The sequence below is a fragment of the Streptomyces sp. NPDC020490 genome (assembly GCF_044335305.1).
Classification (GTDB): Bacteria; Actinomycetota; Actinomycetes; order Streptomycetales; family Streptomycetaceae; genus Streptomyces.
The window spans coordinates 99,816-114,887 of record NZ_JBIRUY010000029.1 but is presented as its reverse complement, the minus strand read 5'-3'; the positions used below and the strand labels follow the sequence as shown (position 1 = coordinate 114,887).

Annotated in this window: 9 protein-coding genes and 1 tRNA gene; 8 read left to right on the top strand and 2 right to left on the bottom strand. The window is 70.2% G+C overall.

Going from position 1 to position 15,072, the window contains the following annotated elements; genetic code table 11:
• Positions 1-270: 270 nt before the first annotated feature.
• Positions 271-1,230 carry a LacI family DNA-binding transcriptional regulator gene (locus ACH4ZX_RS27575; RefSeq protein WP_398278117.1) on the bottom strand — a complete coding sequence of 320 codons (960 nt, stop codon included), beginning with the start codon at positions 1,228-1,230 and terminating at the stop codon, positions 271-273.
• A gap of 79 nt (positions 1,231-1,309) precedes the next feature.
• Here ACH4ZX_RS27575 and ACH4ZX_RS27570 point away from each other — a divergent pair, with 79 nt between their 5' ends.
• The 8 genes from ACH4ZX_RS27570 to ACH4ZX_RS27535 all read left to right on the top strand — a co-directional run bounded on the left by ACH4ZX_RS27570 (position 1,310) and on the right by ACH4ZX_RS27535 (position 13,090).
• Positions 1,310-2,224 (top strand): PfkB family carbohydrate kinase, encoded by a 915-nt coding sequence (locus ACH4ZX_RS27570; RefSeq protein WP_398278114.1) that lies wholly within the window; start codon positions 1,310-1,312, stop codon positions 2,222-2,224.
• Positions 2,225-2,271: 47 nt separating this feature from the next.
• Entirely contained in the window at positions 2,272-3,309 is a 1,038-nt protein-coding gene (locus ACH4ZX_RS27565; protein WP_398278111.1) for a nucleoside hydrolase, read from the top strand.
• 14 nt (positions 3,310-3,323) lie between these two features.
• Positions 3,324-4,286 carry an adenosine deaminase gene (gene add, locus ACH4ZX_RS27560; protein ID WP_398278108.1) on the top strand — a complete coding sequence of 321 codons (963 nt, stop codon included), beginning with the start codon at positions 3,324-3,326 and terminating at the stop codon, positions 4,284-4,286.
• A 400-nt stretch (positions 4,287-4,686) separates the two neighbouring features.
• Positions 4,687-7,764 carry a family 78 glycoside hydrolase catalytic domain gene (locus tag ACH4ZX_RS27555; protein ID WP_398278105.1) on the top strand — a complete coding sequence of 1,026 codons (3,078 nt, stop codon included), beginning with the start codon at positions 4,687-4,689 and terminating at the stop codon, positions 7,762-7,764.
• A gap of 196 nt (positions 7,765-7,960) precedes the next feature.
• Positions 7,961-9,394, top strand: coding sequence for a hypothetical protein (locus tag ACH4ZX_RS27550; RefSeq protein ID WP_398278102.1), 1,434 nt, complete (start codon positions 7,961-7,963; stop codon positions 9,392-9,394).
• A gap of 78 nt (positions 9,395-9,472) precedes the next feature.
• Positions 9,473-9,545, top strand: a tRNA-Gln gene (locus tag ACH4ZX_RS27545).
• Positions 9,546-9,962: 417 nt separating this feature from the next.
• The gene (locus tag ACH4ZX_RS27540; RefSeq protein WP_398278099.1) at positions 9,963-12,116 is read left to right on the top strand and encodes a glucose PTS transporter subunit IIA; all 2,154 of its coding nucleotides are present in this window, start codon (positions 9,963-9,965) and stop codon (positions 12,114-12,116) included.
• A 122-nt stretch (positions 12,117-12,238) separates the two neighbouring features.
• The gene (locus ACH4ZX_RS27535) at positions 12,239-13,090 is read left to right on the top strand and encodes a PRD domain-containing protein (RefSeq protein WP_398278096.1); all 852 of its coding nucleotides are present in this window, start codon (positions 12,239-12,241) and stop codon (positions 13,088-13,090) included.
• A 210-nt stretch (positions 13,091-13,300) separates the two neighbouring features.
• On the opposite strand, the gene ACH4ZX_RS27530 is transcribed toward ACH4ZX_RS27535, so the two are convergent.
• Complete coding sequence (locus ACH4ZX_RS27530; protein ID WP_398278093.1) at positions 13,301-14,890, bottom strand: cellulose binding domain-containing protein; 1,590 nt, start codon at positions 14,888-14,890, stop codon at positions 13,301-13,303.
• Between the last annotated feature and the right edge of the window lie 182 nt (positions 14,891-15,072).

Below are 15,072 nucleotides of genomic sequence, written 5' to 3'. Positions count from 1 at the left end.
GGCCGCCGACCCGCCCGCTTCGAACGGCGGCAGGCGCTGGCCGGCCGGTCCACCCCTCCCTCCCCGCGCCTCCCTGCAGAACGAGTACCGAAACCGCGCCCACCACAGTTCCGAGGCTCAGGCTCAGCGCCAGCCACTACTCCTTGCGACGAAGCAGCCCGGGAACGGAGTACAGCGTCACGATGGCTCCTGCCATGAACGCGAACTCGTAGAGCCCCCACCTTCGGGGGCAATGGTGCCGAGTGAACTCTCGTCGGGGAGTCGCCGAAGTCACTGAACAGGACTGCAGCCGCAGCTCTGGCGCAGGATCAGCGGGGCCGGCGGGGGGAGTTGCGGGGAGGCGCTGTCCAGGAGCAGGGCGACGGCATGCTGTGCCATGGCGCGCAGGGGCTGCTCGGTGACGGTGAGGGCGGGGGCGGTGTAGGCGCTGTCGGGGGTGCCGTCGAGGCTGATGACGGCCAGCCGGTCGGGGGCGGGCAGCCCGTGGGCCCGGGCCGCGGCGAGGACCCCGATGGCCTGCTCGTCGGTGGCGGTGATCAGCGCGTGGGGCATCGCACCCTCGCCGATCAGGCGCCCGGTCAGGGCGGCTGCCGCGGCGCGCGCGTACTCGCAGCGCAGCAGAAGGGCGTCCGTTCCCGCGACGGCCTCCTCCCAGACGGCGCGGCGCCGGCCCACCGGTCCCGCGTCCTGCGGTCCGGCGAGGAAGGCGATGCGCGTGTGCCCGTGGCCGCGCAGGTGGTCGACGGCCTGCCGGACGGCGGCGTCGTTGTCGGCGGTGACGGCCGGCCCCTGCCCGCCGACCGGCTGGTTGTGGACGTACACGGTGGGCACACCGGCCTGCCTCGCCTGCGCGCCGACATCGGTGCCGCCGTCGGCGGAGACGATGACGAGCCCGTCGACCTGGGCGGCGAGGAACCGGTCGACCAGATGCTCCTGCCGGTAGGCGGAGTAGCCGGCGTTGCCGATCAGCGTCAGCTTCTCGTGCTCGTCCAGCGTCTGCTCGATGTGCCGGGCCAGTGCCCCGAAGTACGGGTTCGACGCGTCGGCGAGGATCAGGCCGACCACGCCGGTGGTGCGGGAGCGCAGGGCCCGGGCGATGCGGTTGGGGCGGTAGTTCAGCTCGGCCGCCGCGGCCAGGACCCGCTCACGGGTCGCTGCCGCGACCGGCCGGGGTCCGTTGTTCATCACGTAGCTGACCACCGCGGTAGACGTTCCGGCCGCGCGAGCCACGTCCGCCAGTGTGGGTGTTTTGCCCGTTCGCTTCGTCATAGCTCTTGCATCCTCTCATCTAAACGATTAGATAAGGGGTGTGAACGAAATCGCACATGGCCGAGTCCTGGCAGTCGGCTCGGTGAACATCGACCGGCTCCTGCGCTGCCCCGTCCTTCCCTCCGCGGGTGAGACGGTGCTGGTGACCTCCACCGGGGAGGCTTTCGGAGGCAAGGAGGCCAACCAGGCCGTGGCCGCCGCCGCCCTGGGCGTCGTGACCCACTTGGTGGCCAAGGTCGGCGGCGACGCCGAGGGGCTGAAGGCCCTCGCCGACCTGCGGAGTGCCTCGGTCGGGGTCGACACGGTGATCATCGACGTGTCCGCGCCCACCGGCCAGGCGCTGGTCATGGTGGACCCGGACGGCGAGAACAGCATCGCCGTGATCGCCGGCGCCAACGCCCTGCTCTCAAGTGAGGACGTCACCGACGCGCTCACCGTGCTCCAGCCGCGGGCGAACGACGTGATCCTCACCAGCGGTGAGGTCCCCGCGTCCTGCCTGCCGACCGTCGCCGTCTGCCTCCCGCCCGGTGCGCGGTGGGTCCACAACGCCGCGCCGGCCGGGCCGCTGCCCGCATGGCCGGCGGATCGCAGGCCGCTGCTCGTGGTCAACGAAGTCGAGGCCCGGCAACTCACCGGAACGGCCGATGCGCGAGCCGCCGTCCAGGCCCTCGCGGAGGCGGCCGACGGCGCGGTGGTGACCCTGGGAGGCGACGGGGCGCTCGTGGCCGAGGAGGGGCACTGTGTGCACATCCCCGCCCCTGCCGTGACCGTCGTCGACACGACCGGTGCCGGGGACACCTTCTGCGGCACGCTCGCTGCCGAACTCGCCCACGGCCGGCCCCTGACCCTGGCGGCGGCCACCGCCGTCGACGCGGGCGCCTTCGCCGTCACCGCGCTCGGCGCCCGGGGCGCCCTGCCCCGCCCGCGCGATCTCGCCCGTATGCGGACCCGCTGACCCGCCCGCCCCCGCACCCCACACCCACTCATGAACGGATTACGGACATGCCTGCTCTTCCCTTGATCATCGACACCGACACCGGCTCCGACGATGCGGTCGCTCTGCTGCTCGCCGCCGCCAGTGGACTGGGCGACATCAGGGCGGTGACCACCGTGGCGGGCAACGTGCCAGTCGAAACCGGCACCCGCAACGCGCTGATCTCCCTCGAGACCGCCGGCCGCACCGACATCCCCGTCCATCCCGGTTGCAGCCGGCCGATGACGCGGCCCCTCTCCAGCGCCCAGCACGTGCACGGCGAGGACGGCATGGGCGACATCGGGCTGCCCGATCCGACCACCGCCTGCCAGAGCACGCACGCCGTCGAAGCCCTGCTGTCCTACCCCCGCGCGCACCCGGGAGAGCTGACGCTGGTCACACTCGCCCCGCTCACCAACGTCGCCGCCGCCCTGGTACGCGACCCCGAACTGTTCACCCGCTACCGGCACGTGTACTGCATGGCCGGCGCCGCCGACCTGCGCGGCAACATCTCACCCACCGCCGAGTTCAACGTCTGGGCCGACCCCGAGGCCGCCCGGATCGTCGCGCAGGCCGCCACACCGGAGAAGGTCACCTGGATCGGCTGGGACGTCTCCCGCAAGGACGCCGTCATGACCCCGGCCGACCAGCAGCGCCTGGAGCGGCTCGGCACCGCGATGGCGTCGTTCGCGCACCGCATCAACCGCACCGTGGCCGACTGGGCCCGTGACGTCACAGGACTGGCCGGCTACGACCTGCCCGACCCGGTCGCCATGGCCGTGGCACTCAACCCCGACCTGATCACCGAGCGGGAGCAGGCCTACGTCGAGATCTCCGTCGCCGAAGACACCCGCGGCCAGATGGTCATCGACCGACGTGTGTCCGCTCCCGCCCCCAACCTCACCCTGGTACGCCGCGTCGACGAGGCCGGCTTCAAGAAGCTGCTGTTCGACACCGTCGCCACACATGTCGATGCCGCCACACATGTCGATGTCGCCACACGCGGCGATGCGGTCACCCCTGTCGCCGACGGCTCGCCGTTCGCCGACGCGGACGCCGCCGTCTGAGCCGGGCCGACTCCATGACCATCGCCACCCCGCGGATTCCGCGCTACGAACTGCACTGCCACCTCGACGGGTCCGTCCGTCCAGGCACCGTCGCCGACCTCGCCCGCACACAGGGCCTCCTCCTCGACCGGCCGGTCGAGGAACTGGTCGTGGCCCCGGCCCACTGCGGCAGTCTGACCAGGTTCCTGACCTACATCGACCTGCCCCTGCAGGTCCTGCAGACGCCCGACGCCCTGACCCGCACCGCCCGGGAACTGGTCGAGGACTGGAAGGCCGATGGCGTCGTCCACGGCGAAGTACGCTTCGCTCCGCAACTGCACGGACGCCTCGGCATGAGCCTCGACGACGCCGTCGGCGCGGTGGCCGAAGGACTGGCCCAGGGTCGTACCGCCACCGGAGTCGGTACCGGGCTGCTGCTGTGCTGCCTGCGCCACCAGAGCCCGGACGACAGCCTCGCCGTCGCCGAGACCGCGCTGCGGCACCGGGACGTCGTCACCGGGCTCGACCTGGCCGGCGACGAGACCCTGTACACTGCCGAGCCCCATCGGGCCGCGTTCGACCTCGCCCGGAGTGCCGGCCTGCCGTGCACGGTGCACGCCGGAGAGGCCGCGGGTCCCGAGAGCGTGTGGGAGGCGATCGACGTCCTGGGCGCTCGCCGCATCGGCCACGGTGTGCGGTGCACGTCCGACACCGCGCTGCTGAACCGGCTGCGAACCGACAGGATCGCCCTGGAGATGTGCCCGACCAGTAATGTGCAGACCGGCGCCGTGCCCAGCCTCGCCGGTCACCCCGCCTTCCGACTGCTGGCAGCCGGGCTGCCGGTCACCATCAGCACCGACACCCGCACCACCTCCGCCACCACGCTGCAACGCGAGTTCGAGGCGCTGTCGCGGACCCCCGGATGGACCGGCCGGCATGAGGCCCTCGCCCAGCAGAACGCCGCCCAGGCGTACTTCACCCCGCGAAGCGAGCGGTAGGCAGGCACGGTCGCGGTGGGTGCGCGGCGACTCCGACGAGCCCGACCGCCGGAGCCGCCGCGCGTCGTGACGGCGGAGGCCGGGACCCGAGCCGGTGAGGTGCTGCACGGGGCGACCGGGCCGCTCGCCCGGCCAACGACCGCGTCCCGCGCGCCAACAGCGAATTGAACGTTTCAATTATCTGCATCCGCCTTTTCTTTCCCGCTTATTGACTGGCTGAATGTGCGGCCCTAGGCTCCCGGCAATCCAATTGAAACCTTTCATGAACTGCGAGAGCGCCATGGCTCCAGATCTGTCGCGCCGGAGACTTCTTCAGCTGGGCGGTGTCGCAGCCGCTTCGGTCGCCCTGACCCGGCCCTGGCCGGCCGTCGCCGCCCCGGGCGCTGTTGGGAACGCCGCATTGCCCGTACCCACCGGCATGCTGGCTGACCTGCTGCCCCAGGGGCTCGGTGCGAGTGCCGGACGGGACCTGCGTTTCAGCTGGCAGATGCCCGACTTCGGTGCTGGGACCGTGCAACGCGCCTACCAGCTTCAACTGGCCGCCACGCCTGACGGCTTCGACTGCGACCGCTTGGTGTGGGACTCGGGCAGGGTCACGTCCGCCGATTCCACCGCCGTCCCCTACGGCGGGCCGCCGCTCAAGCCCCGTACCGCTTACTGGTGGCGGGTGAGCAGTTGGGGGAAGAAGCGGTCCGCATGGTCACAACCGGCGCTGCTCGCCACGTCGGTGGAGAACGAGTGGGAGGCCGAGCCCATATGGGCCCCCGCCGGCAAGACCCTCACGGACGGCACGTTCACCACCCGGCTCAAGATCACGGCCGTGGCCGCCGGCCTGTGGTTCCGTGCCGCGAGCGTCAATGACAACTACCTGTGGCAGCTGCGGGCCGGAAGCCCCGGCGTACTGCGCAAGCACATCCGCGTGAACGGGACCTACACCGTGCTCGCCGAGGTCCAACTGCCCTTCGCCGTGGCCACGGGGGAGTGGCTGGACCTGGCCGTCACCATGGCCGGCTCCACCTTCACCACCTCCGTGAACGGTACCGTCGTCGACACCACCACCGACACCCGGCACACGGGCGGCAACATCGGACTGCGCAACGGCTCCACCGAGTCCCAGGTCTACGACCGGGTCACCTTCACCGCCGCGGACGGCGTCGTTCTGCTCGACGACGACTTCACGTCCGACAAGGGCACCTTCACCGCCGGCACCGTCGCGAACGGGGTGCTCACCTTCCCCGCCGGAGCCTCCTCTCTCTCCTCCTACAGCGACGACGACACCTGGGCTCTGCTGCGGAACGAGTACCAGCCGGGCGCGAAGAAGGTCGCGGCCGCGATCCTCTACGTCGCCGCCGCCTCACCCACTCCGGCCCGGCAGTACGCCGCCAAGGTGTGGAGCAACGGACACCTGGTGGGCTACGCATCGGCGCGCTCGGGCACCGGAGTCGCCTATCACGTATTCGACATCACCGACACCGTCCGCTCCGGCGAGGCCAACGCCCTGGCCGCGCTCTGCAACACCACCTCGTCCCAGAAGTTCCTGGCCCAACTGGAGATCACCTACGCTGACGGATCCCGCGCGACCATCAGCTCCGGCAGCGGATGGAAGGCCCGCCGGCACGCGGGCATGCTGCCCCCGAAGGGCAACGCGGGCAGCGGCTACTACACCGCCCCACAGGAGTACTGGGACCTGCGCCAGGAACCGGTCGGCTGGACCGAGCCGGGCTTCGACGACAGTGCATGGGAAACGCCGGCGTCCCGCGACGCTGTCGACGAACTCGTACCCGCGCGGATCGAGCCCGTCGGGCTTCACGACGTGGCGCCGGCATCCATCACCAAAACGGCCGAAGGGCGCTGGCTGGTGGACCTCGGCAGGGAGATCGTCGGAGGCCTGTCACTGCGGGTGGCGGGCACCCAGGGAGACACGGTCGAGGTGCGCCTGGGCGAAGAGCTGAACTCCGACGGCTCCGTCAGACATCAGCTGCGCGCCGGCAACACCTACCGCGAGGTCTGGACCCTGCGAGACGGCGCCCAGCACTTCGAGCACTGGGGATACCGCGCCTTCCGCTGGGCCGAACTGCGCACCACACTCGACCTGTCACAGGCCGTCGTGACCGGACGGGCCTGGAAAGCGGACTGGGAGAACGCGCACTCCTCCTTCAGCAGCTCCGACCCCGAACTCGACCGCGTCTGGGACCTGTGCCGCTACTCCATCGAGGCCACCCGCGGCGACCTCTACGTGGACACACCGACCCGGGAACGCGGTCCCTACGAGGGCGACGCGCTGATCAACCAGCTCTCCGAATACGGAGTCCAGCGCTCCTACGCGCTGGCCCGCTGGTCCAACGACTACCTGGTACGCAAAGGCACCTGGCCGACCGAGTACCGCCTCATGTGCGCGATATCCGCGTGGGAGGACTACCTCGTCACCGGCGACGACCGGCAGCTCACCAAGGACTACGATCTCCTCACCGCGAAGAACCTCACCGCCTACCTGGGCACGGACGGCCTGGTGCACAAAGCGCCCGGCTCCAGCAGCCAGGACCTCGGCGATCTCGTCGACTGGCCGACGGCGAGCCGCGACGGGTACGTCTTCACCAGCGTCAACACGGTCGTGAACGCCTTCCAGTACGCGGCCTTCGACGCCCTCGCCAAGATCGCCACGGCTCTCCGGAAGACGGACGACGCCCAACTGCTGCGTCAGCGCGCCGACGCGCTTGCCGCAGCCATGCGAAGCACCCTGCTCGATGCGACGGCCGGCCGTTTCCTCGACGGCGCCGGAACCACCCACAGCGCACAGCACGCCACCGCCTTTCCCGCCGCGCTCGGCGTCGCCGACTCCCTTCCCGACGAGGTGCGGAAAAGGCTGGGGGACACACTGGCCGCCGGCGGGATGAAAGTCAGCGTCTACGGCGCTCAGTTCCTGCTCGACGCACTCTTCACGCTGGGCCGCTCCGACGCGGCCATCAAGCTCCTGACGTCCACGGCCACCAACTCCTGGCTGCACATGCTCGATGACCTGAAGGCCACCATCGTCACCGAGGCCTGGGACCCCGCGCTGAAGTCCAACATGACCTTCTCCCACGCCTGGGCTTCCGCACCCGCCAACGTGGTCGCCCGGCATGTGCTCGGCGTCCGGGTCAGCGAGCCGGGGGCGGAGGAGTTCCTGATCCGGCCCAGGACCGGCGCCCTGACCGATGTCCAGGGAACGGTGCCGTCCATCCGGGGCCCCGTCTCGGTCTCCGTCCACCGCGACGACACCGCCCATGAGACGAAGGTGACGCTGCCGCCGAACTCCCGGGCCGTGATCGAGGTGGAAATCGGAAACGGTGACCCCGACACGTATCAGATCACCGCCGCGCCCTCCGGGGGCGGCGGGGCCGTGAACGTGACATCGGCGAGTGACCTCTCAGGGACCGTGCTGCGCATCGGACCGGTCGGCTCGGGTACCACCACGGTGAGACGCGTACCGAACTCCTGACATCCCGCAGTAGGGCCACGACCGCGGTAACCGTCATGGCGGCGTGTCCGACCTGTACAAGGGCTCTGAGCGCCCCTGGAGCGCAGCGCACTCGTTCCGTAGCTGTCGAATTCCTCGGAACAGCAACGGAACGAGTGCGCTGCGCTCCAGGGGCGCGGCACGGGCAAGCACGAGCGGGCTGTTTCGAACGCGCGGTGTGGCTGCGCAGACGGATAACCAGTGGAGCCCTGGCCGGGGTGATGACAAGGTGACGCTCATGCCGTCGCCCGTGGTCGAACAACTGCTCCGTGAACTGCACGCATCACTGACACTGCGCAAGCGTCCTGAGGATGTGGCCCGGCTCATCCAGGACCTCCACGCCGCACAGGGCACCGCCCTCGACGCGGCGACCGAGGCGGCACTCGCCAACGCTGCCGAGCACTCGCTGCGCAACCTCTGGCACGGCTACACCTCCATGCTGGAAGAGTTCGCGCGTCCCGTCGGCGCGCAACGCCAACTCGCCCGAGCGGCGGACCTGTTCACCTGCGTGCCGGAACTGCCGGGCAGTGCCGGCGACGACCCCGCCCGGATCGAGGCGGTGATCCGGCGTGCGGGCGAGGAGATCGGCCGGTCGTACGGGCAGAACGACTTCGGCACGGACCGCCTCAACCGGGTCGAACGCACGGCGGCGGGCCTCGGCGCGATCTCGAAGCGCCAGTACAACAAGCGCTTCCGGCTGCTGCGCCGGATGGAAGCCAAGCTGGCCCGACTCATCCACGAGCAACAGCGGCGCGAAGTGACGATGACCGGCAAGGGCGCGCTCGCCCACGCCCTGCCGTACGAGCTGTTCGCCGCCGACGTGGACTCGGCAGCCTTCATCGCATACATGACGGCGCGCGGCTACATGCGCAGCGTCTTCACCAACGGCCGGCAACGCCAGGTCTACGACGAGGTCGCGAAGGCCTTGTTCCAGCGCCTGCGGGACGCTCCCGAGCGGACCTGCTGGCACGCGGTCGCGTATGTGCACCCGACGGCCGAAGTGCTGGCCCGTACGCCCGAAGAGGACCTCACACAACTGCTGGTTCGGTGGAACCGATTCCTGCGCCAGGTCGCCGACCTGCTGGAAGACGCCTGGAACCGGCACCCGCTGGAACGCGACACGATGATCGTGCGCCGCGGCGACGACTCGTCGACGTGGAACCAGGCCGCGCAGGCATGGAACACAGCCCGGGCACACTGGTTCGCGCTGCTCGAGGAACTGGGCCGGCACGAGATCCTGGACCGTGTCTGCCCTGGCAAGGTCCCCCGCCTCATGGCAGCCGACGTCGCGTACTGGCACCGCATGAGCGGCGGCGGACTGCACCCGGACACCTACGTGTGGGCGGAGCTTCCTCTGCCCTGGGAAGTCCTCCGGGGCGAGAAGGAATGCCCGCGCTCACTCGTCGAAGCAGCCTGCGCCCGGCATCGGGTGGACCCGGTGGCCGGAGCCTGGACCGCCCCCAGACCGACAGCTGAAGCCGTCCCTTTCCGGCGCACGCCCGAGCTGGTGCACGGAGTCGCCGTGGCGGACCCGCTCATGGCCGGCGCGCTCCGGTCGGCAGGGGTCTTTTCCGGCAAGGACAAGCGTGCCGCTGCACAGGAGTGGTTGTGACCGCAGGCACGGAACTCGCCGAGCCGGGGCTGCAAATCAGTTGACCCGCGCCGCGGCCCCGGCAATGATCACAACGGCGACGAGGAAGCTCTGCGGAGGAGCGCCCGGCTCTGATCCCGGGTGGACGCAGGTTCGAATCCTGCCCTCGTCGCCTCTTCTCGGCTCCGCGGCGGCGGCCTCTTCCACGACTCCGGAGCCAGACCGAGTCCACCGAAGGTCCACAGGCGAAGCAACCAGCCCGTGCAGCGGGGCTCCGTCCCCGGCGGCATCAGATGCCCTCCCCCTGGGGGCGCAGTGGTGTGTCGGAGATTACAGAACGCTCGTATCGAGGGGCCGGTGCGCCGGGTGCTAGGGTGAGGTCGATCGATCTTGATCACAGGATTGTTACTTCCTGAGGTTGTCGTCGTCATCGCGGTGTGCGGTGCCACGGTCGGCATCTGTTTGAGGGAAGGCAAGGCCTGGGTTACGCCGTTGGCGTGACCTGGGCCTTTTTTGTTGCCTGAATCCTGGTGTGAGAGGTCGTGGACCGAAGCAGGACGGCGAGAAAACAGGGATGCAGGGACGCATCATGACTACACCCGTTGCCGGGGCCGCACTGGCGGAGGAGATCCTCCGCGGTGTGGGCGGACCGGAGAATGTCGAGAGCCTCACGCACTGCGCGACGCGGCTGCGTTTCCAGCTTCATGACGGCACGAAGGTCGACCAGGCCGCCCTCGACGCCCTCGACGGCGTGATGGGCACCGTGCCGCAGTCCGGCGACCGCTTCCAGATCGTGATCGGCGGAGCCGTCGCCGGCGTCTACGCGAACATCGTGAACCTGCCCGCGATGAGCAAGGCCGGCGCGCGCCCGCAGTCGGACGCGGAAGTGAAGGCCGCTATCCGCGCGAAGGGCCGCGGCCGGTTCGCATGGCTGGACAACTTCTTCGAGTACCTGTCCGACTCGTTCCGCCCGCTGCTGGGCGTGCTGCTGGGCGCCTCCCTGATCATCGCGATCGCCTCCGTCCTGGACGCGGTGGGCGCGGTCGATTTCCGGGCCGCGGACAAGTCCGCGAGCTGGGTGTTCGTCGACGCGATGTGGCGGTCGGTGCTGTACTTCCTGCCCATCATGGTCGCCTACAACGCGGCGAAGAAGCTGAAGATCGACCCATGGGTGGGCGCGACGGTGATGGCCGCCGTGATGACGCCGAACTTCACCGGCATGATCGGCTCGAAGGTCCCGGGCGTCACCACCACCACCAACAAGACGCTGGGGACCAGCGAGTCCGTGGCGCACGTGTTCGGGCTGCCGATGCAGCTCAACGACTACGGCGGCCAGGTGTTCGTGCCGCTGCTGATGGTCGCCCTGCTCGCGCTGGTCTACAAGCGTCTGCAGCGGATCTTCCCGGAGAACCTGCAACTGGTGTTCGTGCCGTTCTTCAGCATGCTGATCATGATCCCGGTGACCGCGTTCCTCATCGGCCCGCTGGGCGTCTGGGCCGGCAACGGCATCGGCTCGGGCCTGGCCTGGCTGAACAGCAACGCCCCGATCGTCTTCGCGATCATCATCCCGCTGCTGTACCCGTTCCTGGTGCCGCTGGGCCTGCACTGGCCGCTGAACGCGCTCATGCTGCAGAACATCAACACCATCGGCTACGACTTCATCCAGGGCCCGATGGGTGCGTGGAACTTCGCCTGCTTCGGCGCGACCGCCGGTGTGCTGCTGCTCTCCATCCGTCACCGTGAGCCGACCATGCGGCAGACCGCGGTCGGCGCGCTGGCCGCGGGCCTGTTCGGCGGCATCTCCGAGCCCTCCCTCTACGGTATCCACCTGCGCTTCAAGCGGATCTACCCCCGCATGCTGGTCGGCTGCGCCGTCGGCGGTGTGATCGTGGGCGTGCTGGGCGGCGTGGACACCAAGGTCTTCGCCTTCACCTCCCTGCTGACCATCCCGGTCTTCTCCCCGGCGGCCGTCTACCTCATCGCGATCAGCGCGGCCTTCGTCACCGCCATGGTCCTCGTCTACGTCTCCGACTACCGCACCCCCGAGGAGCGCGCCCAGGCCAACGCCGAGCGCGACGCCGCCGAGGCCGCCGCCCGCGCGGAGACCGCGGTTGCCGCCACCGACGGTGAGGCAGCGGCGGCCGACCAGCGCGAACTCGTCACCGTCGGCGCCACCGTCCCGGACGCTGCCGCCGGCTCCGCGGCCGCTGCCGCGCCCGCCGCTGCCGCCGACTCCGCGACCGCGGTCGCCGCCGCCGCCGGCGCTGTCGACGGCCCGACCGCGGGCAAGGGCATCGAGGTCGCGGCGCCCGTCGCGGGCCGTGTCGTCGCCCTCGACGAGGTCGGTGATCCGGTCTTCGCGTCCCGTGCGCTCGGCGAGGGCGTGGGCATCGAGCCGGCCGACGGCCACATCGTCGCCCCCGTCGACGGCGAGCTGGTCACCGTCGCCGCCACCGGCCACGCCTTCGGCATCCGCACCGCGGACGGCATCGAGATCCTCATCCACATCGGCATCGACACCGTCCAGATGAACGGGGAAGGCTTCGACGTCCGCGTCAAGCCCGGCCAGAAGGTCACCGTCGGTGACCTCCTCGCCGAGGTCGACCTGGACGCCGTACGCGCCGCCGAGCACCCGACCGTCACGCTCATGACCATCATCAACACCGCGGACCTCGCCTCCGTCGAGCCCCACACCGGGCACGACGTCACCCCCGGCACCCCTGTGGTGACCGTGCGGCGCTGACACCCGCCACCCATCCGGCGCGTGCGCCCGTCACCACACGTGACAGGTGCACGCGCCGCGCCGTCTTGGGCAGGATGGGGGCCGGACGGAGGACGGGCACGGACAAGAAAGGAGGACCGGCGGTGAAGGCGCTGCGGGTCCTGAACAACAACGTGGTCCTCGCGCGCGAGGAGAACGGCCAGGAGGTGATCCTCACCGGGCGCGCCATCGGCTTCAGCTCCCGCCCGGGCAAACGCGTGGACCCCGCGCTGATCGAGCGCGTCTTCGTCCCCGTCGACGGCCGTGACCCCGACCACCTCGCCGAGGCCCTCGCCCTCATCAGCCAGGACGTCCTGCAGGCCGTCGTGAGCGCCCTGAGCGAGACCGGCATCGAGAAGCCCGACTCCACCCGGCCCACCCTCGCCATCGCGCTCGCCGACCACGTCGCCGGAGCCCTGGACCGCGCCGCCCGCGGCATCACCATCGACTACCCGCTGCGTGCCGAGGTCCAGACCCTGTACGCCACCGAGTACGCCCAGGCCCGGCTCCTGCTGCAGGCCATCAACAAGCACATCCACCCGAAACTGGAGGCCTCCGAGGCGACCGCCCTCGCCCTGCACCTGGTCAACGCCGGCTTCGTCTCCGGTGACCTGTCCTTCACCTACACGATGACCGGCGTCATCCAGCAGATGCTCGCCGTCGTACGGGAACGTTACGGACTGGACGTCTCCCACGACTCCATGAGCGCGGCCCGCTTCATCACCCACGTCCGCTATCTCTTCGTCCGCATCCAGCAGCACCGCCAGCTCAAAGGCCAGGAAGTCGCCCTCGGCGAAGGCATCCGCCGGCACTACCCCGTCGCCACCCACACCGCCCAGCAGCTCGCCACCATCGTCGAGCTGCGCCTGGGGGAACGCCTGACCGAGGACGAGGTCTCCTACCTGGCGCTCCACATCGCCCGCATGACCATGGACGCCGACGGCACCGCCGCGTGAAGACCACGGTCCGCAGTCGGAGCACCGGCCCGCGACCGGCGCCCCGGCCACGGCGGCTCCGCCCTCCCGAGGCGGCTCCTGGCCGTGGCTGAATGCGGCGTGGCTGAATGCGGCGTCCGGCCGCTCGCCGTCCCACCGTGCGGGTGCCCGGGCAGGTCACGGGGCGGGCGCGCGGTCTCACGCGCCCGCCCCTTCCTGGGATCGCGCCGGTCAGCTGAGTGTGCAGACCGCGTTGCCGGGCAGGCCGGAGGAGTCTCCGTCGGCGTTGAAGCCGAACGTCGTGCTGCCGGCAGGCGCGATGGCGCTGTTGTAGTCGACGTTCGAGGCCGTGACCGAGGAACCCGACTGCGTCAGCTTGGTGCTCCAGGCGGTCGTCACCTTCTGGGCGCCGGGCCAGGTCCAGCCGACCTGCCAACCGCTGCTGGTGGAGGTGCCGGTGTTGGTGACCGTCACCTCGGCGGTGAAGCCACCGGACCAGGAGTTGACCAGTTTGGTGGTGGCGGTGCAGCCGGAGCCCGAACCGCTCCCCGAGCTCTGGGTGGTCGCCGAGACGCTGCCCGAGGCGGCCGATGTGCCTCCCGAGCTGTCGTGGGCCTTGACCGTGTAGGTGTACGAGGTCGAGGCGGACAGGCCGCTGTCGGTGAAGGACGTGCCGGCGGTGCTGCCCACCTGCTGCCCGTCGCGGTAGACGTAGTAACCGGCGGCACCGGACGAGGCGCTCCAGGACAGTGAGACGCTGCTGCTGGTGGTGCCGGTCACCGTGAGGTTCGCCGGCGCCTCCGGCGACCCGCTGCCGCTCCCGCCGGTGGTGTAGCTGACGCCGGTGTACGGCCGGGTGCATCCCGAGGAGCAGGAGCCCGGCATGGCGAAGGTGTACGTCCGGCCGTCCTGGACGAGGTTGCCGTCCACGTCACGGACCCGGATGGTGTAGCTCGATCCGCCCGAGGAGTTCGGGCCGATCGTGTACTGCTGTCCCAGGTCGCTGACCATGTCGGCCGACACCCACGCGCTGCCGTCGTTGTACTCCACGCCGTGGATGCCGTTGGGCAGGTGCGTGACGTCGATGGTGGGCCACCATGTCGCCGCGTTCTGGACGAAGCCGATCGAGATGTCGCCGGAGTAGCCGGGCGCCGGGATGAACGACCAGGAGATGTGCCGGTTGTTCCAGCTGTCGGGGTACATGTCCGCCACCGCCTGGCCGTTGAGTTGGAAGGCGTTCAGCGAGTTGGTGGCCAGGTCCAGGTGATACGGGTCGTCCCGGCACCAGGCGTTGGTGTCACCGCAGCTGTCGGCGACCAGCATGTCCAGGGTCGCGCCGTTGTACTTGTCCGACGTCCAGTTCCCGTTCCGGCAGAACGCCTGGCCCGCCGCGCCGTCGTTGGTGCCGGTGCAGTAGTCGCCGATCGTCACCCGCACCCAGCGGCCGCAGTTGTGGCCGTTGTCGAACAGCCCCATCTTGCCGGCGCCGCTGGACGGGACGGGACGCGGGGTGGGCTGCCCGGTGTAGTCGCCCGGTGTGTTCCACACGTTGAGCGCCACGAAGTTCTGTGACTCCAGATCCGCCTGCGGTACCCCGCACCCGCCGTACGGCGATCCGAGACCGTCGAAGTGCGTGGCGTTGCCGGTGTAGTCCGACAAGTCCGCGGCGCCGGCGCGGCCGGCCGACGCGTCGGACGTCGGCGCGGCGGCGGACGGGGACGACAGGCCGCAGAGGAACGACGAGGCGAGCAGCAGTACGGCGAACACCGCCGTGATGAGTAATCGCCGGCCGGTGCCTCGTGCGAGAGGGGCGGTGATCACGGTGACCTCCCTGATGCCGGACCCGATGACCGGCACGTCGACTGGCCCGGCCTCGCGGTCCCCGCGCCCCGCCGGTCGGGTTCATGCCAATAATGCGGTCGGAGCCGGACCTGGTCACCCCCCGTGCAGGAATGTCCGCACAGGGCGTTTACGGCACCACGAGTCAGCGCTATACCGGTATG

What these genes read in the sequence shown, in the direction of transcription:
- ACH4ZX_RS27565 (WP_398278111.1), top strand. Translation starts at nt 2,272, where the DNA reads ATGCCTGCTCTTCCCTTGATCATCGACACCGACACCGGCTCCGACGAT.
- add (WP_398278108.1), top strand. Translation starts at nt 3,324, where the DNA reads ATGACCATCGCCACCCCGCGGATTCCGCGCTACGAACTGCACTGCCAC.
- ACH4ZX_RS27540 (WP_398278099.1), top strand. Translation starts at nt 9,963, where the DNA reads ATGACTACACCCGTTGCCGGGGCCGCACTGGCGGAGGAGATCCTCCGC.